The 20,781-nt window shown below is 60.1% G+C and carries 19 protein-coding genes and 4 pseudogenes; 17 read left to right on the plus strand and 6 right to left on the minus strand.

Annotated elements, in window-relative coordinates; all coding sequences use genetic code 11:
• Position 1: 1 nt before the first annotated feature.
• On the minus strand, positions 2-1,054 hold the full coding sequence (locus tag G3O06_RS14010) for a porin (RefSeq protein ID WP_346779520.1): 1,053 nt from the start codon (positions 1,052-1,054) through the stop codon (positions 2-4).
• 108 nt (positions 1,055-1,162) lie between these two features.
• Positions 1,163-2,398 carry an MFS transporter gene (locus G3O06_RS14015; RefSeq protein ID WP_205816402.1) on the minus strand — a complete coding sequence of 412 codons (1,236 nt, stop codon included), beginning with the start codon at positions 2,396-2,398 and terminating at the stop codon, positions 1,163-1,165.
• Between the two features lie 604 nt (positions 2,399-3,002).
• Between G3O06_RS14015 and G3O06_RS49955 the strand changes: the two genes are divergently transcribed.
• The 11 genes and pseudogenes from G3O06_RS49955 (at position 3,003) to G3O06_RS14055 (ending at position 12,918) form a co-directional block, all read left to right on the plus strand.
• Complete coding sequence (locus tag G3O06_RS49955; protein ID WP_346779516.1) at positions 3,003-3,437, plus strand: twin-arginine translocation signal domain-containing protein; 435 nt, start codon at positions 3,003-3,005, stop codon at positions 3,435-3,437.
• A gap of 24 nt (positions 3,438-3,461) precedes the next feature.
• Positions 3,462-4,238 carry a sulfatase-like hydrolase/transferase gene (locus G3O06_RS49960; protein WP_346779517.1) on the plus strand — a complete coding sequence of 259 codons (777 nt, stop codon included), beginning with the start codon at positions 3,462-3,464 and terminating at the stop codon, positions 4,236-4,238.
• A gap of 63 nt (positions 4,239-4,301) precedes the next feature.
• Entirely contained in the window at positions 4,302-4,844 is a 543-nt protein-coding gene (locus G3O06_RS49040; RefSeq protein ID WP_241019927.1) for a hypothetical protein, read from the plus strand.
• Positions 4,845-5,126: 282 nt separating this feature from the next.
• A pseudogene (locus G3O06_RS49045) lies at positions 5,127-5,358 on the plus strand (porin); the annotation flags it as partial.
• 163 nt (positions 5,359-5,521) lie between these two features.
• The gene (locus G3O06_RS14025; RefSeq protein WP_205816424.1) at positions 5,522-6,313 is read left to right on the plus strand and encodes an IclR family transcriptional regulator; all 792 of its coding nucleotides are present in this window, start codon (positions 5,522-5,524) and stop codon (positions 6,311-6,313) included.
• 205 nt (positions 6,314-6,518) lie between these two features.
• On the plus strand, positions 6,519-8,225 hold the full coding sequence (locus tag G3O06_RS14030; protein ID WP_205816403.1) for an FAD-dependent oxidoreductase: 1,707 nt from the start codon (positions 6,519-6,521) through the stop codon (positions 8,223-8,225).
• Between the two features lie 5 nt (positions 8,226-8,230).
• Positions 8,231-8,581 (plus strand): DUF2783 domain-containing protein, encoded by a 351-nt coding sequence (locus G3O06_RS14035; protein WP_205816404.1) that lies wholly within the window; start codon positions 8,231-8,233, stop codon positions 8,579-8,581.
• A 3-nt stretch (positions 8,582-8,584) separates the two neighbouring features.
• Positions 8,585-9,919 (plus strand): homogentisate 1,2-dioxygenase, encoded by a 1,335-nt coding sequence (gene hmgA / locus G3O06_RS14040; protein ID WP_205816405.1) that lies wholly within the window; start codon positions 8,585-8,587, stop codon positions 9,917-9,919.
• Positions 9,916-11,247: a fumarylacetoacetase gene (gene fahA, locus G3O06_RS14045; RefSeq protein ID WP_205816406.1), complete on the plus strand. Its 1,332-nt coding sequence runs from the start codon at positions 9,916-9,918 to the stop codon at positions 11,245-11,247. The genes hmgA and fahA overlap by 4 nt, the downstream gene beginning before the upstream one ends.
• A gap of 1 nt (position 11,248) precedes the next feature.
• A complete protein-coding gene (maiA, locus tag G3O06_RS14050) occupies positions 11,249-11,908 on the plus strand; it encodes a maleylacetoacetate isomerase (RefSeq protein WP_205816425.1) in 660 nt (219 codons plus the stop codon).
• Positions 11,909-11,958: 50 nt separating this feature from the next.
• Positions 11,959-12,918 carry an MBL fold metallo-hydrolase gene (locus tag G3O06_RS14055; protein WP_205816407.1) on the plus strand — a complete coding sequence of 320 codons (960 nt, stop codon included), beginning with the start codon at positions 11,959-11,961 and terminating at the stop codon, positions 12,916-12,918.
• Between the two features lie 206 nt (positions 12,919-13,124).
• On the opposite strand, the gene G3O06_RS14060 is transcribed toward G3O06_RS14055, so the two are convergent.
• Both G3O06_RS14060 and G3O06_RS14065 read right to left on the minus strand, forming a co-directional pair.
• On the minus strand, positions 13,125-13,820 hold the full coding sequence (locus tag G3O06_RS14060) for a LuxR C-terminal-related transcriptional regulator (RefSeq protein WP_205816408.1): 696 nt from the start codon (positions 13,818-13,820) through the stop codon (positions 13,125-13,127).
• 234 nt (positions 13,821-14,054) lie between these two features.
• Positions 14,055-14,672, minus strand: a complete 618-nt coding sequence (locus G3O06_RS14065) for an amidohydrolase family protein (protein WP_277403715.1) — start codon at positions 14,670-14,672, stop codon at positions 14,055-14,057.
• A 5-nt stretch (positions 14,673-14,677) separates the two neighbouring features.
• On the opposite strand from G3O06_RS14065, the pseudogene G3O06_RS14070 reads away from it, so the two are divergent.
• A pseudogene (locus G3O06_RS14070) lies at positions 14,678-15,238 on the plus strand (aldehyde dehydrogenase family protein); the annotation flags it as partial.
• Between the two features lie 36 nt (positions 15,239-15,274).
• Here the strand turns inward: G3O06_RS14070 and G3O06_RS14075 are convergent.
• Positions 15,275-16,455 (minus strand): annotated as a pseudogene (locus G3O06_RS14075) (IS3 family transposase).
• A gap of 222 nt (positions 16,456-16,677) precedes the next feature.
• On the opposite strand from G3O06_RS14075, the gene G3O06_RS14080 reads away from it, so the two are divergent.
• Both G3O06_RS14080 and G3O06_RS14085 read left to right on the plus strand, forming a co-directional pair.
• Positions 16,678-16,998, plus strand: a complete 321-nt coding sequence (locus tag G3O06_RS14080; protein WP_205816411.1) for a hypothetical protein — start codon at positions 16,678-16,680, stop codon at positions 16,996-16,998.
• Entirely contained in the window at positions 16,979-18,118 is a 1,140-nt protein-coding gene (locus G3O06_RS14085; protein WP_205816412.1) for an APC family permease, read from the plus strand. Before G3O06_RS14080 ends, G3O06_RS14085 begins: the two co-directional genes overlap by 20 nt.
• A gap of 40 nt (positions 18,119-18,158) precedes the next feature.
• On the opposite strand, the gene G3O06_RS14090 is transcribed toward G3O06_RS14085, so the two are convergent.
• Positions 18,159-18,599, minus strand: coding sequence for a hypothetical protein (locus G3O06_RS14090; RefSeq protein WP_205816413.1), 441 nt, complete (start codon positions 18,597-18,599; stop codon positions 18,159-18,161).
• Between the two features lie 32 nt (positions 18,600-18,631).
• Between G3O06_RS14090 and G3O06_RS49050 the strand changes: the two genes are divergently transcribed.
• The 3 genes and pseudogenes from G3O06_RS49050 to G3O06_RS14105 all read left to right on the plus strand — a co-directional run bounded on the left by G3O06_RS49050 (position 18,632) and on the right by G3O06_RS14105 (position 20,516).
• Entirely contained in the window at positions 18,632-18,838 is a 207-nt protein-coding gene (locus tag G3O06_RS49050) for a hypothetical protein (RefSeq protein WP_241019931.1), read from the plus strand.
• A gap of 387 nt (positions 18,839-19,225) precedes the next feature.
• A pseudogene (locus G3O06_RS14100) lies at positions 19,226-19,363 on the plus strand (DDE-type integrase/transposase/recombinase); the annotation flags it as partial.
• A 199-nt stretch (positions 19,364-19,562) separates the two neighbouring features.
• Entirely contained in the window at positions 19,563-20,516 is a 954-nt protein-coding gene (locus tag G3O06_RS14105; protein WP_205816415.1) for an IS5 family transposase, read from the plus strand.
• Positions 20,517-20,781 lie beyond the last annotated feature (265 nt).

Consider the following 20,781-nt stretch of genomic DNA (forward strand, 5'->3'; position numbering starts at 1 on the left):
GTTAAAAGGTGTGCTTGATGCCGATATTGACGCCGGTAGTCGTACCAGGGGCCACGGCTGTCCCCCCGTTGGTTGCCAGCCCTGTATTCATTGCACCGTGGTTGTTCACGATGGCAACCTGGGTATACAGCGTCGTGGCTTTCGACAAGAAGTAGTTCGCGCCCAATGCACCGAGCAGCGAGTGATTGTTCGAGTTGTTGCGATCTTTCGAGTACCACGCGCCGCCATTGAGGTCGATGCTCGGCGTAAGGACGTAGTCGACGCCACCGCCATAGACATTGCTGTTGAATGAGCCGGCCACCTTGTAGTTGACGAACGACGCTTTCACTGTCAGCTTTCCGAAGCGGTAACCGGCACCGAGCATTCGTCCTTCGAACTGGGTGTCGCTGGGCACTGGCGTTTGCACGCCGCCAGCATTGCTGTCATAGATCGATGCTTCCGCCAGCAAGCTACCGTTGTCGTACTTCAAGCTCGCCGAATACTGTCGGCCAGCACGGAAATCGCCCGGCACACCGCCAGGTGCGAACATGACGCTTCCCTGAAAGCCGGCGATCGTTGGGCTGGTGTATGACAGCGCGTTTGTATTGAAGACGCCGGTCGCAGCCACGGCGCCGACATACGGAAGCAGGCTGCTACCGAACAATGACAGGCCGCGCGGATCCAGGTCGTACAGGGTGAGGAAGAAGGGCGAGTACTGCAGACCAAACTTAGCGTTGCCGAAGGCTCCGTCCAGTCCAATCCATGCTTGGCGACCGAACAGATTGCCGTTCGAGCTATTGAAGCCACCGTTTGCCACACTGATACCGCTTTCGAGTGCGAATTGAGCTTTCAGACCGCCGCCGATGTCCTCGGTGCCCCTCAATCCGAACTGCGACGGCGCTTGTCCGCTGTCGATGATCGAGAACTGCTTGCCAGCGTTTTGCCCCGGTACCGCGCCTACGTTTCTGCTCGTGTACAGAAGGCTGGCATCCAGCACACCATACAGCGTCACCGAACTTTGTGCTGAAGCCCAATGTGGAAGGCAGAGCAGTATTGCTGCGCTTGGTATCGCTATTTTATTCGCTATGCTAACAATAAATGGTCGATTTTTTTCATGATTAGATAAGAAAAGATTCGGGACAGGGGCGGCTGTTTCACCGCCGCATGATTCGATTGAAAATGGTTACTTGATCGAGGCTGTCAGGGCCGTGGACGACTTCGCACGACGCGGCGCTCGTGTTTCCTTGAAGAAAATCGAAACGACGGCACCCATGGCGAGACATGCCCCACCAATGAACAACACCACGGGGAGTCCAAGACGATCGGCATAGGCTCCTGCAACCATCGGGGCCACGGCGCCGCCCAAAATCTCGCCTGTTCCCATAATGAGCGAACTTGCCGTTGCCGCGAGACGGGGCGGGACGCTTTCGACGCTCAATAACGCCATGAAGAGGGTCGTCGCACTTCCAGCTACACCGCCCAGGAGGACGTACATGGTGGTCGTCGTGGTCGACGGTCCAACAAAGTAGAGCGACAGCATTTGGGCGGCCGCAAGTCCGAGAAACAGAATGGCAGCTGCGCGGCGGCCGATGTAGTTAGACGCAATCGGAATACCGATAACCCAGATAATCTGAAAGAATCCAGATATTGACGCCAGGCTGCCCATCTTCTCAGTCGAGAGATTGCCGATTTTGACCCAGTACAAGGGGCCGAATGTATAACCCATCCACATTCCAGACAGCGTGAGGGTACAGACAACGACCGACAGCCAGACGTTTCGTACGAGAAGAGTCGAGACAGTATCGGCAATGCGCTGGCGAAAGCCGCCGGACTTTTCGTCTGCTTCCGGCTCGTCGCCCGGAATGGCGTCATGTCGCAGGAAAAAGAACACCGCGAAGCCCAGCAGCAGAGAGGGCAGACAACTCAAGATAAATGCGGCTTTCCAGTCAAAAATTGCTGCGATGTGGGTAACGGCGATCGGACCCAGCGTGAGGCAAATAATCACCACGCCAGCCCCGACGAATCCCACGTTCACGGCATATCGGCCGGGGCTGCTGTGGCGAAAGAGGATCGCCATCATGAGGGGAAAGATTGGCCCCTCGCACGCACCGGTGAGGACCCGGAAGACCAGCAATGTCGAGAAAGTCCCCGACATTGCGGACGCTCCGGCAAAGACAGAGGTAAGGATAACCAGTACTGCCAGACCGATACGGGAACCGATCTTTCGGTCGATATAGGACGTCAGCGAGATGGCTGATGCAGAGTACGCGAGCGTGGTCGTCAGCATGATCTGCCCGATCTGCGTATTGCTCATGTGGAACACGTTCACGAGTTCTGGCGTGAGGAAAGCTATCGCCAATCGATCGAGAAAGATGAACCCCCAGACCAGGGCCAGCAAGAGAACCAGTAGGTTCTCCATTCTACGTGTATTCATTAGTAATCCAGAATATGATGATTTGCTTGGTTAAATAATGGTAAGGCAACTGTTGAATTTGTCCGCGCCTGCGATTCCGGATCAATTTTTCCAGGTGGAACCGGTATCGCCAATGTGTCGATCGAACCAGGCGAGTAAATTCCGTGACGCAGCTTCTTCGATCTGACTATTGCTTCTAGCGGCGACGATCATGCCATTCCTGACCAGAATGGCTTCGGCCTACTCGTAGCCTCGACCGGAATGGATTTCCCGCTTGTGAACGCTCTTTCGTTCACGTTGGCGCTCGATGCTTTCGCTTCGCTTTCCGCGGCTAAGACTCTCTGAAGAGGAAATTAATCGTATGTTTATTGGCCGGCTGCAAGGGCGTTCGGTATGAAATCAAATGTAAGAGACAAAAATTTACTCAGCTATCAACCATCGGTATGGCCTGCATACCTTCGGTTGATAGTGTTATCTCGCGGTCGGAGGCAGAGTGTTGCAAAACGGAGAGGAAGAAGGCCCAAACACGGTTAGCTGTCCGCATGCCGATCGGCCTTGAGCAGTCCGCGCTGCAGGAGAACGCAGTTCCGACTTCATACTGAAGATGAAATTGAAAAAAAAGCAACTCAAGCGTGCAACGCATGACCAGCAGAACCCGGAGGGCACGCAGCCGTCACGGCGCGATTTCCTGAAGTCGGCGAGCCTTGCCGCTGCCGCGCTCGGGATTGGCGGCCAGGCCTCGCTGGCGGCCGAAAAGCCTCAGGCGTCGGTGTCCGCCAGGCGGACGTCGGCGCAGACTTTGAAGGTCCCGCCTGCGTCGCTGCCGAAAGGCATGAATATTCTCTTCGTTATTTCCGATCAGGAGCGGTACTTCGACACCACACGGTTCCCGGCGCCGGGCCGTGAGCGGATTCGCCAGCAAGGCACGACATTCACAAACCACCAGATCGCGTCGTGTGTTTGCTCGCCGTCGCGCTCGACGATCTATACCGGGCAACACATTCAGGAGACGGGCGTCTTCGACAACAGCGAGAGTGTCTGGTAGCGCGATACGTCGACGGACATCGAGATGATTGGCCACCGGATGCAGCGCGCGGGCTACTACCCAGCCTACATGGGAAAATGGCATCTGAGCAGAACGCTCAACACGACCATGCAGCCGTTTACCGCGAATCCGGTACAGTACACGAACGCGATGGAGAAATACGGCTTCCACGACTATTACGGGATGGGCGACAGCATTGGTTACACGCTCGGCGGCTATCTATACGACGACTTCGTGACGTCCGGCGCGATCAACTGGATGAAATCGAAGGGAGCGTCGCTCAACGGCAAGGACAAGCCCTGGTTCCTCGCGGTCAATCTGGTCAATCCGCACGACGTAATGTTCGTGGACCCGCGCGGCGATCAGGCACGCGGCACACTGACGAAGCGCGGTGCTCTTGCGACAGCGACGCCGCCGGCCGACGAGCCGTACGACGCAGAGTGGCCGGCCTCGCTCGCGCGCACGCGCAAGCAGCCCTTCGATGCACCCGGCCGGCCGCGGGCCCATCTCGAGTACATGAAGGCCAATGAGGACATCGTCGGTGGCTGGCCCAGCACCGATGGCGAGTGGCACGTGCTGAAGGACTACTATTTCAACTGCATCCGTGACAACGACCGTCAGGTCGTCCGCTTGCTCGACGCGCTCGATGCGCTTGGAATGGCCGACAACACGATTATCGTGATGACAGCCGATTACGGCGAGCTCAACGGCGCGCATCAGATGTGGGGCAGGGGCGCCTGCACCTACCGCGAGCAGAATCACGTTCCATTCATCGTCAGCCATCCCGCCTATCCAGGCTGAAAAACCTGCGACGCCGTCACGTCACACGTGGATGTCGTACCGACGCTGCTGCAACGGACGGGCATGCCAGACAGTCAGTTATCCGATCTTACGCGCGGGCTGCCGGGGCGAAGCGCGGCGCCCCTGCTTGCGAATCCCAGCCAGGCGCCGCTGCATGCGGTGCGCGCGGCTTCGCTCTTCAACTACCACATGCTGCTGTTTGCGGATGCGCAGTGGTGCGCGAAAGAGCTTCGGTCGCTGCTCGATATGAGCAAGCCGGCGTCCGAGCGATTGAAGCAGGCGGCGGCGTTCCAACCGGATCTGTCGCTGCGTGGTGGCGTCCGCAGCGTGTTCGACGGCCGCTACCGGTTCAGCCGCTATTTTTCGCTGCTCGACTACAACGCTCCACACAGTCTCAATGAGCTGTTCGCGCACAACGACGTCGAACTCTACGATCTGAAAGCGGATCCGGACGAAGTCGACAATCTCGCGACCGACAAGTCGAAACATCGCGACCTGCTTCAAGCGATGAACGCGCTGCTCAATACGACGCTCGCGAGCGAAGTCAGCCACGACGATAGCCGCGAGCTGCCGCTGCGGGACGGAAAGGTGGTCTTCGCGGTCTGAAAACTCGTCCATTTTCGCGGAGTTGCGGGAACCGGCTATCGAGCAGGGAGGGGCTTGGTGACGGTAGCGACGTCGGCAATGAACGGTTGTTGCCGCCGGCGCGCTTGTTCCGCACAAATCGAGTCGCACCGTAATCCGTGGGCGCGTTACCGCTAGTGTTGGCCAGCCGCGTACCGCTCGTTCCGCTGGCCACCGTGGCCATGTCGCGCTGCTCTGCGCTGCAGAAGCGGAACGGTGCGAGTAATTGTGGGAAAGGGGGGCGATTGTTGCCCCCCGAGCGTCAACGGCGGCGACAGCACACGCTTCCATCAGGTGAATTTGGGCGCGAACTATTCGCTGTCCAAGCGCACGGCGCTATATTGCAGTCGAGATTTCCCAGTTCGCGTCGGGCGGGGGACTAGGTATCGGTCCAGTCACGGGGGCGAGCGCCAATTACGCGCAGATTCCGAATCTCGTTAACAGTAATTCGAACCGGCAGTTCGCCGTGATGTCGGGCATTCGTATGATGTTATGAGTGTCCGTCTGCCAGCGGGATCGATTTGCTGGGTGTCGCGACGCGAGCGGCGGAGCCCTGCACGTTTCTGCACGGCTCCGCGGCGCTGAGCGAACATCTGACTGACGATCGGCGCAAGCGAAACCGTGTTCGCGCACCGTATATCATTCGCCCATCACATCGAATGAGGCGAATCATGGTTGAAAAACGGGGTATCCAATCGATCGAGGTCGGCGGCGCGCTTCTGCGGGCGCTTGTCGACCACGGCGGACCGATGCTTCTTGGCGATCTTGCGAAGAAGGCCGGGATGCCGTCGGCGAAGGCACATCCCTATCTCGTCAGCTACTGCAACCTCGGACTTGTGAGCCAGGATCCAACGAGCGGGCGCTACGAGCTTGGCCCGTTCGCGCTGCAGATGGGGCTCATCAGCCTGCAGCGGATGGATCCGGTCCGGGTCGCGATTCCGCTCGTCGACGCAATCGGGCCCACGGTCGGCCATACCGTCGCGCTCGCGACACCCGGTAGCTATGGACCGACGATCGTCCATATCCGGCCAGCGATCGATCCAATTCACGTCGCGATGCGGACAGGCACGGTGATGTCGCTGCTGCAGACCGCAACTGGCCTCGCATTCGCCGCTTATCTGCCGCCGATGACGGTTCGGGCACTCGTCGAGATCGAGACGAAGGTTGCGCGCCAGGCTGGCACTGTGCACGCGAAGTTCGAGCAGTCCGAGCTCGATGCATTGCTCGGCGAGATCCGCGAGCACGGCCTGGCACGAACGCTCGATGCTCCGATTCAGGGCATCAGCGCGATGAGTGCGCCCGTGTTCGACTACACCGGCCAGATCGTGCTGGCCGTCACCGCGATCGGGCCGACCGGCTCGTTCGACTCGGCCTGGAACGGTCGTCTTGCCACCGCGCTGCGCGACTGCGCCGCCGCGATTTCCGCGAAGCTCGGCTTTCAGATCCCCTGACCGGTCTCAACCGGGCCGCGATTCCCGATTCCGAGCCGTATCGCGCATGCCCCATTGGCGCGGCGTGCGTGCTCGTGCGCGTCCGCGGCATGCCAGTCAATTGCCGCTCGCGGTTCGGGTAAACATCAATTCTGCAATATACAATCGATTATACAATGATGAATAATAAGGTACTGACAAATCAGTTCGTGAATGGAGGATGCAAATGGAGGCAACGGCGCACCGTGAGGTCGACTATCAGAAACTGAGCTTCCCATTTCGGCGCGCGGCCGAACAGGATGAAGACCGCCAGATCGTTCATCCGGTCGTCGTGGTCGGCGCAGGCCCGATCGGATTGGCCACCGCGATCGACCTCGCGCAGCAGGGCATACGTGTCGTGTTACTCGACAACGACAACACGTTGTCAACCGGCTCGCGGGCAATCTGTTTCGCGAAGCGTACGCTGGAGATCTTCGATCGACTGGGCTGCGGCAAGCGGATGCTGGAAAAGGGAGTACGCTGGAACGTCGGCAAGGTGTTCCTGCAGGATGAGCTGATTTACACGTTTGACCTGCTGCCGGAATCCGGTCACGCGTATCCGGCATTCATCAACATTCAGCAGTACTATGTGGAAGGCTATCTCGCGGATCGAGCATTGACGATGTCGAACCTCGAGATCCGCTGGAACAACCAGGTCGAGGCGATCGAACAGACGGCCGATACAGTCTCGATGCGCGTCAGTACTCCCGACGGCGAATACACGGTACGCGCTCAGTACGTGGTTGCGGCGGACGGTTCGCGCAGCACGATCCGCAAGGCGATGGGACTCGACAGTCGCGGTCGTGTGTTCAAGGACCGCTTCCTGATCGCCGACGTCAAGATGAAGGCATCGTTCCCGACCGAGCGTTGGTTCTGGTTTGACCCGCCGTTCCACCGAAATCAGTCAGTGCTGCTACACAAGCAGCCAGACGATGTCTGGCGTATCGATTTCCAGCTTGGCTGGGATGCCGATCCGGTCGCCGAGAAGGAGCCGGAGCGTGTGATACCGCGTGTCAAGGCGCTGCTCGGTGACGATGTCGAGTTTGAGCTCGAATGGGTCAGCGTATATACGTTCTCGTGCCTGCGGATGGATGACTTTCGTCACGGGCGTGTGCTGTTCGCCGGCGATTCGGCGCATGGAGTGTCGCCGTTCGGCGCACGCGGCGCGAACAGCGGTGTGCAGGATGGGGACAACCTTGCTTGGAAGCTGAAGTTCGTGCTCGACGGCACGGCGCCGGATGCATTGCTCGATACCTATGCGTCGGAGCGGCAGTTCGCGGCCGAGGAAAACATTCTGAATTCGACGCGAGCGACTGACTTCATCACGCCCAAGAGCGCTATCTCGCGCGTCTTCCGCGATGCGACGCTCAAGCTAGCGAAGGATTGTGCGTTTGCCCGGCGGGTGGTCAACAGCGGGCGTCTGTCGTTGCCGTCGGTGTTATCGGATTCGCCGCTGAACACGCCGGACGCGCCGAATGACACGTTTTCCGGCGCGATGGCGCTCGGGGCGGTCTGCACCGATGCGCCGATCGCGATCGACGGCAGGGTGCGCTGGTTCCTCGAAACCGTTGCGGAAAGCGCATTCGCGGTAGTTGTATTTGCAGCGCCTGGCGAGTCAGCCGCGTCATACGCGCAACGGCTTGCCGGCCTCCGTACCGATCATGTGCCGGTCCACGGGATCGTCGTCATGCCGAGCGGCGAGGCGGTTGCAGATCCGGCCCCCGCGGGCATTACGGCTATCGAGGATATCGATGGCGTGCTCGCGCAGCGTTTCGATGCGCGCGCCGGATCGTGCTATCTGTTGCGGCCCGACCAGCATCTGTGCGCGCGCTGGCGCGCGTTCGATCCGGCCGATGTCCGGGCTGCCGTCCAACGTGCCATCTGTCAATCATGAACACCATGAAGCTGATTCTCGACCCTAACATCGCCGAAGTCGACGCGTTCTATGAGCGCCTGATCGATACACATAACGGCCTGACCGATGCGCAGAGCATACGGTTGAACGAGCGACTGGTGAATGCGCTTCGCCGGCGCGTCGCCGATCCGGAAACGCTGGCGCAAGCTGACACAATTGCGAATCGAGATACGGAGAATGCGCCGATGCGCGATGCGAAATTGATCCTGCTGCTTTCGAACCATATCGGCGATATTGCGGCGATTGCTGCCGAGATGGCCGAGGCGCGCATCGCAGAATCGGTATTGGAACTGGGTGGCACGTCGCATGCTTGTGCAACAGGACGGGAGGGCTGACAAATGAAGATGAACCTTACGAAGCCGAGCGACGCCGGCTACCTGAGCGGATTCGCGAACGAATTCGCGACCGAGGCGCTGCCCGGCGCGCTGCCGCACGGCCGCAACTCGCCGCAGCGCGCGCCCTACGGGCTGTATGCGGAGCAGTTGTCGGGCACCGCGTTTACCGCGCCGCGCAGCCACAACCGCCGCTCGTGGCTGTACCGGATCCGCCCGGCGGCCGTGCACCGGCCGTTCGAGCCGTACGCGGGCCCGCAGCGGCTCGTGTCGGAGTTCGGCGACTCGGCCGACGTGCCGCCGACGCCGCCGAACCAGCTGCGCTGGGATCCGCTGCCGATGCCGGTCGAGCCGACCGATTTCGTCGAAGGCTGGGTGACGATGGCCGGCAACGGTTCGGCCGCCGCGATGAACGGTTGCGCGATCCACCTGTACGCGGCGAACCGCTCGATGCAGGACCGCTTCTTCTACAACGGCGATGGCGAGCTGCTGATCGTCCCGCAGCAGGGGCGCCTGCACATCGCGACGGAACTTGGCCGGCTCGACGTCGAGCCGTTCGAGATCGCGGTGATCCCGCGCGGCGTGCGCTTCACGGTAGCGCTGCCGGATGGCGACGCGCGCGGCTACATCTGCGAGAACTTCGGCGCGCTGCTACGGCTGCCTGACCTCGGCCCGATCGGCTCGAACGGGCTCGCGAACCCGCGCGACTTCCTGACGCCGCAGGCCGCGTACGAGGATCGCGAAGGCGCGTTCGAACTCGTCACGAAGCTGAACGGGCGACTCTGGCGCGCGGACATCGGCCATTCGCCGCTCGACGTCGTCGCATGGCACGGCAACTACGCGCCGTGCAAATACGACCTGCGCCTGTTCAACACGATCGGCTCGATCAGCTTCGACCATCCCGATCCGTCGATTTTCCTCGTGCTGCAATCACCGAGCGACACGCCGGGCGTCGACTCAATCGACTTCGTGATCTTCCCGCCGCGCTGGCTCGCGGCCGAGGATACGTTCCGCCCGCCCTGGTTCCACCGCAACGTCGCGAGCGAATACATGGGGCTCGTGCATGGCGCGTACGACGCGAAGGCCGAAGGTTTCATGCCGGGCGGCGCGAGCCTGCACAACTGCATGTCGGGTCACGGGCCGGACGCTGACACGTTCGAGAAGGCGTCCGTGGGCGACACGACGAAGCCGCACAAGGTCGACGCAACGATGGCGTTCATGTTCGAAACCCGCACGCTGATCCGGCCGACGCGTTACGCGCTCGACACCGCGCAGCTGCAGGCCGATTACTTCGAATGCTGGCAAGGCATCAGGAAACACTTCAATCCGGAGCAAAGATGAGCGATACCCAAGACTGGCGCGCGACGCTCGACCCGGCCCGCAAGAGCTGGGTCGATACGGCGAACGATCCCGCCTGCGATTTCCCGATCCAGAACCTGCCGTTCGGGATCTTCAGCGATGCGAAGCAACCGGCGCGCCGCGTGGGCGTCGCGCTCGGCGACCAGATCGTCGATCTCGCCGCGCTCGCGCGTGCGGGCCTCGTGACACTGTCGGCCGGTGCCGACGTATTTGCCGCGCCGACGCTCAATCCGTTCATCGCACTCGGCCGCGATGCATGGCGCAGCGTGCGCGTGCAGCTGTCGGCGCTGTTCTCGCGCGGCGACGCGCGGCTGCGCGATGAAGCCGCGTTGCGTGCGCAGGTGCTCGTCGCGCAACGCGACGCGACGCTGCATCTGCCGGTCGATATTCCCGGCTACACCGATTTCTATTCGTCGAAGGAGCACGCGACCAACGTCGGCTCGATGTTCCGCGATCCGAAGAATGCGCTGTTGCCGAACTGGTTGGAGATGCCGATCGGCTACAACGGCCGCGCGTCGTCGGTGGTCGTGAGCGGCACGCCGGTGCGGCGCCCGAACGGGCAACTGAAGCTGCCCGACCAGGAGCGTCCGGTGTTCGGCGCGTGCCGCAAGCTCGACATCGAACTGGAGACGGGCTTCATCGTCGGGAAGGGCAACGCACTCGGCGAGCCGATCGCGTGCGAGGACGCCGAAGCGCATATTTTCGGGATGGTGCTGCTGAACGACTGGAGCGCACGCGACATCCAGCAGTGGGAATACGTGCCGCTCGGCCCGTTCAACGCGAAGACCTTCGCGACGACGATCTCGCCGTGGATCGTCACGCTCGACGCGCTCGAACCGTTCCGCGTCGCGCAGCCCGAACAGTCGCCGCAGCCGCTCGCGTATCTGCAGCACGCGGGCAGGCATGCGTTCGACATCGCGCTGGAAGTGACGCTGCGTGCGGAAGGCGTCGCCGAAGCGACATCGATCTGCCGCACCAACTTCAAGCACATGTACTGGACGATGGCGCAGCAGCTCGCGCATCACACGGTCGCGGGCTGCAACACGCGCGTCGGCGACCTGATGGGTTCGGGCACGATCAGCGGGCCGACCAGGGATTCGTTCGGCAGCCTGCTCGAACTGACGTGGAACGGCAAGGAGCCGCTCGCGCTGAATGGCGGCGGCAGCCGCACGTTCATCGAGGACGGCGACGAGCTCACGCTAGCGGGCTGGTGCCAGGGCGACGGCTATCGCGTCGGCTTCGGCACGTGCGTCGGCAAGATCCAACCTGCGCTCGCCAGCGCGGACGATGGGGCGGGGCCGGATGCCTAATCTGAGCCTGTACACGTACTTTCGAAGCTCGGCATCGTTCCGGGTGCGGATCGCGCTGAACTTGAAAGGGCTTGACTACACGCAGCTCCCGGTGCACCTGCTGCGCGATGGCGGCGAGCAACTGAACGAGGCATACCGCAAGGTGCAACCGGATGGTCTCGTTCCGGCGCTGATCGATGGCGATGGGCAGCCGCTATCGCAATCACTCGCGATTATCGAGTATCTGGACGAGCGTTACCCGGAGCCGCCGCTGCTGCCCGCCGACCCGGCAGACCGGGCGTTCGTCCGTGCGGTCGTCCTGCAGATCGCGTGCGAGATTCACCCGCTGAACAATCTGCGCGTGCTGACCTATCTGAAGAAGGTGCTCGACGTCAGCGACGAGCAGAAGACCGCGTGGTACGCGCACTGGATCGGCGCTGGCTTTGCGTCGCTCGAACGCAAGCTCGCGTCCGATCCGCGTGTCGGCCGCTGCGTGTTCGGCGATATGCCTAGCATTGCCGACCTGTGCCTCGTTCCTCAGGTCTGGAACGCGCGCCGCTTTGCGATCCCGATGGACGCGTACCCGACGCTGCGCCGGCTCTACGAGCACGCATCGCTACTCCCTGCGTTCGCGAGCGCGGAGCCGTCTGTCCAACCGGATGCCGAGCCCCCTCCGGCGTAGGCTCCGCATCACCACAACGCTCAATTTCATTCATAGGGAAGGAAACTCACATGGCTAAGGCATTCGCTTCTCAAGCCGATCTGGAAGTGAAGAAGATCACCTGGACCCAGCTCTCGGAGAACGCCTACGCATACACCGCCGAAGGCGACCCGAACTCGGGCGTGATCATCGGCGACGACAGCGTGCTGATCGTCGACACGACCGCGACGCCCGCGATGGCGCAGGACCTGATCGCGAAGATCCGCAGCGTGACCGACAAGCCGATCAAGCACGTCGTGCTGTCGCACTACCATGCGGTGCGCGTGCTCGGCGCGTCCGCGTATTTCGACGAAGGCGCGCAGCACGTGATCGCGAGCCGCGGCACGTATGAAATGATCGTCGAGCGCGGCGAGGCCGACATGAAGTCGGAGATCGAGCGTTTCCCGCGCCTGTTCGCGGGCGTCGAGACGGTGCCGGGCCTGACCTGGCCGACGCTCGTGTTCGAGCGCGAGATCACGCTGTTCCTCGGCAAGCTCGAAGTGAAGATCATGCACGTTGGATCGGGCCACACGAAGGGCGACACGATCGTCTGGCTGCCGTCGCAGAAGGTGCTGTTCTCGGGCGACCTGGTCGAATACGACGCGGCCTGCTATTGCGGCGACGCGCAGCTCGAACAGTGGCCGGCCACGCTCGAGGCGCTGCGCGCGCTCGGCGCGGAAAAGCTCGTGCCGGGCCGCGGCCCCGCGCTGCTGAATCCGGCCGAAGTGAACAAGGGCCTTGACTACACGAAGGACTTCGTGACGACGCTGCTCGCGCAGGGCCGCAAGGCGGTCGAGCGCAAGCTCGACCTGAAGGCGTCGATGGCGCTCACGCGCGAAGCGATGGATCCGAAGTTCGGCCAGGTGTTCATCTACGAGCACTGTCTGCCGTTCGACGTGTCGCGCGCGTTCGACGAAGCGAGTGGCATCACGCATCCGCGCATCTGGACGGCGCAGCGTGACAAGGAGATGTGGGCCGCGCTGCAGGACTGAGCGAAGGTTACGGCACAAATCGCTTTCAATTTTCTATTTGGTGATATGGGCGGCAGGAACTCCGATTCGTGCCGCCTTTTCATGTGCGCCCGGCAGGGGCACTTGTGACCTGGTACACATCATGAATGCAAGGTGCCTTGCCGTACTCGCTCGGTCTCGCGACGCTATGGACATGCGTCTCCTGCAAGGTGACGCGATTGGCGTGACTACGCGACAGGTTGTCGTGTCTTGAGTAGTCCAATCAACTCGACGCGGTTCTTGAGCCCCGTGCGAGCGAGGATCTGTGTCACATAGCATTTGATCGTGGGTACAGCAAGATCAAGCCGGATCGCGATTTCCTTGTTGGATAGACCAAGACTGATTAGTCGCGCGATGTCAGCTTCCCGCGCAGACAGATTCAACGTTGCAAGGTTGCACGACGCATGTCTCCGAGCGCCGCCTGCAAGCTGCTGCCTGAGATTGAACTCGACGTACGGGAAGAGCGCCCGCGCGACCGCTATCGCTCTCGCGGTCGCGTCACTCTCCGCGTGTTTGGGGATCAGGTACGCCAACCAACCAAGCGCATTGGCGCCCCCGCCGTCCTCCCGAAAGCTCATCACGACCATGTCGGCAATTCCGTGTCCGGTCACGAATTGTTGATACCGACCGCTGTCCGGCGCGGCAGCCAGCCGTGCCGACAGTGTTTCGACATCCTGGCATTCGAGCGAGCCGTCGCCGTGCAGGAACGGATTGAACCGGTACATACCGCCAATGTAAGCGTGATGAAAATCGTCCGGTGATTTGTATCGCTCAAATATACCTTTCCCGAATCCGTCACCAAATATCTCCATTCCAGCTGGGTACTCCGGGAGTAGGCGTGTGGCCAGAGCAAGGCTTTCTTTGGCGAACTCTGCGACGGACATTTTGCTCGTTCCTCGATAGTCAGGTGGCAGACGTGTCGACGGTCGCGTTGGGAAGCGCCACCGGTGTCGCGTAAGCCGCGTTGGAGTCGGAACTGCTGCCTGAATCCGACTACTATACCGACGGTATCGCCGTCGTCCAAGCCCTGTAACGATGAACCGGAATGGGGTCGCAAGGCCAGTGCCGAGTGGACGGCGATCCACGGCCGCTTCGACTACGTTGACACTTATTTCACTCTATCCGCGGTCGAACACAATTCGACCTTCAAAAATAGTTTTTAGCACTTTTGTCTCCCCAATACTGGAGATGGGAACCTTGAATAGGTTTCGGTCGAGCACGATGAAGTCAGCCGATTTCCCTACCTCTATCGAGCCGATTCGGTGATCAAGCCCGATCGAGCGACTTCCCGCCAAGGTCATACATGAAAGTGCGTAGTGAAGGTCCACCGATTCGGCGCCGCGTTCGAGCATGCCCTGCAATGCGGGAAAGAGGTTCGGATCGGGGGGGAGGATCCAGTCAGAGCCGACCGAGATCTCGACGTCGTGATTGCGCAGCGTCGCAAATTTGAAGCCAGCATCGATCGGTGCGAACTCGGGCTCCTTTCGATGCCAGATGGCTGGAGACATTTCGGCTGTAACATCGAGTTCGGTCAGGCGCTTCACGTCATCCGGGGCAACGAAGCCGGCGTGCGCGATCTCGTGACGACATCCGGGGCCGTTCGTAGACCGCACGCGTGCAATGGCATTCAACGCTGTCCGCACAGCGCCCTCTGTGGAGCAGTGAATCTTGACGGTCATTCCCTCCGCGTCAAAGCGCTTCAAGGCTCCGAACAGTTCATCTTCCGAAAAAATCAGATTGCAATCAGATCATGCCGGGCATCATGGGCGCCTGCCTCCTCAATCAGGGGCAGGTGTGCGCGGCAGCGTCGCGACTTTATGTGCATCGCTCCATCTACGACAGGGTGGTAACCGGAATGAGCGGCGCCATGCAGCGCCTGCGCGTGGGGCCTGGCATGGACATGAGCGCGGATCTACAACCGCTGGTGTCGCGCGCACACGTCGAGAAAGTTGCCGCCTTGGTCGAGAAATCGGGAAAGACGGCGGTCATCGTCACCGGTGGCAGGCGCCCGAATTCCAGCGGCTTTTATTTCGAACCGACGCTGATCGTCAATGCCGACGCCGACAACCCCGCCGTGCGCGACGAGATCTTCGGACCAGTGGTCAGCGTCACGCCGATCGACACGCGGGACGAGGCGGTGATCCTAGCGAACGCTTCAAAGAATGGCTTGGCCGCGAGCGTGTGGACCAATGACCTCAATTCGGCATTGCGCGGCATTCGGGCGCTGGAAGCCGGAACCGTCTGGATCAACAGCCATATCCCGGTGGATCCCAATCTGCCGTTCGGCGGCTACAAACTGTGAGGTTCCCTCGGTATTTCGCCTTCCAACGGTCCCGAGTTATGCCGCGGCGTCCTTGGTCTGCTGAGCTTTGATCCAGTCTCGAAGGAACCGCTCCGGAGAAACAAAGCCGAGCGACGAATTACGACGACTGCGGTTGTAAAACACTTCGATGTATTCGAACAGATCGACCTTCGCGTCCTGATGCGTCCAGTAGCGCGTGGCATGAACCCGTTCGTTCTTCAAGCTGTTAAAGAAGCTTTCCGTCGGGGCGTTGTCCCAACAATTTCCCTTGCGGCTCATCGAGCAGCGCATGCCGTAGGCGGCCAGTTTGCGTTGGAACTCGTGACTCGCGTATTGACTGCCCCGATCCGAGTGGCACAGTGCGCCCAGCGCGGGTCGGCGGCGGAACCAAGCCATCGTCAGCGCGTCCGTTACGAGATCCGCCGTCATGCGCGGCTTGATCGACCAGCCAACCACCTCCCGGTTAAACAGGTCGAGCACCACGGCCAGGTACAGCCAACCCTCGTCGGTCCAGATGTACGTGATGTCCGAGCTGAACACCTGACTCGGCTCGGCGGGCGTGAACTCCCGATTCAACAGATTCGGCGCAACCGGCAGCTTGTGCTTCGAATCGGTCGTCGCTCGGTAACGGCGCTTTTGCCGGGCCCGGATGCCGTTCTCACGCATCAGCCGTTCCACGCGCGCCTTGCTGACTGGAAAGCCTCGATCACGGATTTCCTTGGTCATGCGTGGCGAGCCGTATGCGCCCTTGGCCTCGGCGTGCACCGTCCGGATCAGCGTCAGCAATTGCGTGTCCGTCAATCGCGTTCGCCCCGGTCTACCGCCACGCTTCCACGCGCGATAACCGTTCACGCTGACCGACAGCACGTGGCACAACGACGACAGTGGATATTGCCCGACCTGCCGGTCGATCCAGGCATACCTCACAGCAGGTCCTTCGCGAAGTATGCTGCCGCTTTTTTTGCGATCTCAAGCTACATCTGCAGGCGCTTGTTCTCCGCTCGCAGACGCGACAGTTCCATCTGCTCCGGCGTGACCGGCTTCGCTCCGGCGCCGTTGAGCTTGCCCGACGCTTCACCCTTCACCCAGTTGCGAAGCGTCTGCTCAGAAATGCCCAGCTCGCGGGCCACGACGGCCACTCCCTGGCCATCCTTGACCCGCTGTACGGCGGCCAACTTGAACTCTGCCGTGTACGACTGTTTCGGTACCTTGAACATGCCTAACTTCCTTCCTTTCCGTCGAGTTTACACACGACCTATTGGAAGGCGAAATTTCAGGGGAAGCTCACAGTCGGGTATCGGCCGGGAGCATGGCCGGCAGATGATCGAGCAATACACGGAGATCAAGTCGGTCTGCATTCCGGTTCCGCTGTGAGCGGCGCGAGACCAAAGAATTCATGGTTGTTCAAATAGTTGATAAGCTAAATCAAGGAGACGTCGATGAGTGCGATGGAGGGTAGCCAGACCTCGCTGCGCAAGGATGCGCTGGGCTGGTTGAATATCGTGTTTCTGGTGATTGCCACCAACGGGCCTCTTACGGCCCTGGTTGGCGGAGCGCCGCTTGCTATCGGCATGGGTAACGGGGCCGGCGCCGCAGGCACGTATGTCGTGGTTGGTTTGCTGTATCTCGTCTTCAGCGTCGGATTTTGCGCGATGAGCCGCTACGTCAAGAACGCCGGCGCGTTCTACGCTTATATTGCGCAGGGTATGGGACGCCCGTGGGGGGATCGGTGGCGCATTTATGGCCATCCTTGCATATAACGCCATGCTGAGTGCCTGCTATGCGATGATTGGCTTTTTCATCAGCTACGGCGTCCAATCGCATTTTGGTGTTGCCGTTCCATGGTGGGTGTGCACGCTGACTTCGATGGTGGTCGTGTTTTTCTTCGGTTACAAGAACATTGCATTTAGCGGTCGTGTGTTGTTCGCGCTGATGCTTTCCGAAGTTTCTATCATCCTGATTCTTGACGGAGGAATTCTCGCCAAGAGTGGCGCGAGCGCGGTTGCCCTGACGCCGTTTATGCCGTCGAATGTGTTTGGTCACGGGTTTGGTGCGTCGTTCGTGTTCGTCATCAGTTGCTACATGGGCTTCGAGACGACGGCCATCTATGCGGAGGAGGCACGCAACCCGGAACGTTCCATTCCCCGCGCCACCTATGCGGCGGTCATCCTGATCATGGCTCTGTATGCGGGTTCCGTATGGCTGGTCACGAATGCCTACGGTATTCCGGAAGCGATCGCGCAGGCCACGAAGGATCCGGGCAATATGTGGTTCATCATCACGCAGCGGTATCTGGGCGGCACTGCGGCCGACATTACCAACATACTGATGATCACGAGCCTGCTGGCCGCATTGATCAGCTTCCACAATGCCTCGGCGCGATATCTGTTTGCCCTCGGACGCGAGGGTGTGCTGTGGTCGCGTTTCGCCAAACTGCACCCTGTCCAACAGACGCCTCACGTTGCCGGTATCGCCCAGATTCTGGTCGGCGTCGCGGTCATCGCGCTGGCAGCGATTTACAAGGCTGACGCCATGCTCGTGGTGGTTCCGCTGTCCAGCGTGCCGGCGGCGGTCGGTATCGTTGCGGTGCAGGCACTGACGGCGTTGGCGGTGATCGGGTTCTTTGCACGCAACAGCCATGGCGTGTCGATCTGGCGACGCCTGATCGCGCCGACGATCAGCGGCGTGGGTGTCGTACTCTGCGTCTATGAAATCACCAGCAACGTGTCGCTGCTCACGGGTACGAATTCGTGGTTCTCAGAAGCGCTTCCGTGGATAACGCTTGCGGTTGGCGTGTTTGGCGCAGGCTTTGCCTATTGGCTGAAAGCTGCGCGTCCTGAACTCTACAAGAGTATGGGGCGGTTGCTCGACGAAGCGTAAACCGCATAGCGGTTCCGATATTCGCCCTCACCAAGTGCGCTTAGTGAGGGCGAATTGCGTTGGCTGAGGAGGGCGCGGCGGCGAGAGAAAGCATCGTCCGCACGGCTTCCTCATCGATACCATCGAGGCCGTGAGGATAGGCTTCGCGCTGCGGAATCAAGCTCATCAGGCCTTCTATCTGGCACGAGATGAGCGCGGCGCGCAGCGAGCAATCATGCGCGCTGAGGCGCGGATTAGCCTCTCCGATAAACCGCGAAAGTTCTGCGCGCTGCGCCACGTAAATCTGCTCGACGATCGAACGAGCAGATTCCTGGGTCTGTGCGATCGCCCACATATTGAAGAAAATCGACTGTGTGCGGGGCTCCCGATTGCCTGCCAGCGTATGGCGGAGTACCGCTTCCAGCCGTTCTTCTGAACTCAAATGCGCATTGGCAGCCAGGGTGCGATACTGTTCGAGATACCTTGATGCCAGCTGCGTCATGACTGCACCCAGGAGATCTTCGGAGTCCTGAAATGAAACTGCAGATTGGACAGACTGATACCCGCTTTGCCGGCGATCTTCCGCATCGAGAGTTCGCCATAGCCCTCGTCGACCATGAGGTCGATGGCGATGCACAAAATTCGTTCGATAGTATTTCGACCTCGCTGCGTGGCTGCCGATGTGTTTTCTGTTGTAGCGGCATCTTTTATGGCGACGCTATCGGTGTCGGGGTCTACTGACATGTCTTGAACTGCATGAGTGGTACGCACACTGAGGGGCATTCGCGTTGGCTCCAAAAGATGTTATCCATTTTCATTTTCACTCAACTCGTGCGAAGAGAATTCTAAAATTTCCGTCGATTTTTGTGAAATCATCCGAATGGCTGATTTCGACTGCGGATTCAACCCGTCGATGCAACATACTTGAGGCTGCACAGCAGCAAGGAGTGTTGCCACGCAACAGAGACGGCGGATCTACTATACAGACACCCGGAAGGCGTTAATGTGGGAGCGTTGGCGCACGGGCGAGTCACTGCAGCAGATTGCTCAGTTGCTTGATCGGAACCATTCCGCGGTACATCGGATTCTGGCGGAAACGGGCGGCATACAGCCAAAGCAACGGCACCGATCAAGATTCACCGGAACAAGTATCTGAACAATGTTGTCGAACAAGATCATCGGGTGATCAAGCGACGCACGCGGCCCATGCTCGGCTTCAAGAATTTTCGTTGTGCCCGGATCCTATTGAGTGGCATCGAGCTCATGCAGTTTTACTCTCTGGAAATCTAAGCAATCCTACTGATTCTGCCGTTTTCTCGCCATCTTTCCCTTGCCGCGACAAAGCCAGTCGCAGAATGTCCACACAAACAATTTGACATAGTTAAGGAAGGTCTGCAAAAGTCCTGGCATTGACGCCGCGTTCAGCTATCGTGGACGCATCGCGAATTGGTTGAGGAGAAGAGCAATGTCGCAGTTGGGTCTTGGTCTGGATCTGTCAACCAAACGCACGCGCAAGCGGGAATTTCTCGATGAGATGCGGCGTGTTGTGCCTTGGCTGAAGCTGATTGCGCTGATCGAGCCGCACTATCCGACGGGCAAAACCGGACGACCGCCGTTTCCGATCGCGACGATGTTACACATTCATTTTATGCAGCAGTGGTTCGGTCTGTCGGACCCCGCGATGGAAGAAGCGCTCTACGACGTGCCGCTGTATCGCGAGTTCGCCGGTCTTGACAGCGGCATGGTGCGGTTGCCGGATGAAAGCCCGATTCTCCGGTTCCGCCATCTGCTCGAAACGCATGGGCTGGCGACGAAAATGCTCGCGCTGGTCAATGAGATCCTGACGGAAAAAGGCTTGATGCTAAAGGCTGGATCTGCAGTCGACGCCACCCTGATTGCCGCGCCCAGTTCGACAAAGAACGGTTCCGGCACCCGGGATCCAGAAATGCAATCGACGCAGAAAGGCGGTAACTGGTACTTCGGCATGAAATCGCATATTGGCGTAGACGCCGAGTCTGGCTTGGTTCATACGGTCATTGGGACGGCGGCCAATGTGCACGACATCACCGTTGCCGAGGCGTTGCTGCACGGCGAAGAAACGGATGTCTACGCTGACGCCGGGTATCAGGGTATCGAGAAGCGTTGTGAGGCTGACGCAGTGCGTTGGCATGTTGCGATGAGACCGGGCAAGCGCAGGCTACTGGACCTGAGTGATCCTCTGGATGCGATATACGATCAGATCGAACGCCTGAAGGCAGGAATCCGAGCCAAGGTCGAGCACCCGTTTCGCGTCATCAAGCGGCAGTTCGGTTATGCGAAGACCCGCTATCGTGGTTTGATGAAAAATACCGCCCAGATCACCACTCTGTTTGCTTTGAGCAATCTATGGATGGCGCGCAGAGCTTTGCGAACATCTTAAAATCTGACCGGTGTGGCCATATGTTTCGCCAGCGCCGCCCCCGACAGGCTGCAGTGCCAGGCGGTCCCGGTCTCAAAAATGTTATCAATGTTCAGGCCTCGATGGTTGTGGAAGATCGTCGCTCCGGAAACGACTTCTGCAGACCTTCCTTAACACTCCCGTCGGACAAACCAGTAGTGGCCTTTGGCTGCGGCCTGGATCATCTGCGTCTGGGCGGATTCAGGTGTCAGCACCGCCTGCGAGCGGGGCTCCCGCTTTGTATGTC

Origin of the sequence: Burkholderia sp. Ac-20345 (assembly GCF_017104825.1) — a bacterium.
GTDB classification, from domain to species: domain Bacteria; phylum Pseudomonadota; class Gammaproteobacteria; order Burkholderiales; family Burkholderiaceae; genus Burkholderia; species Burkholderia lata_B.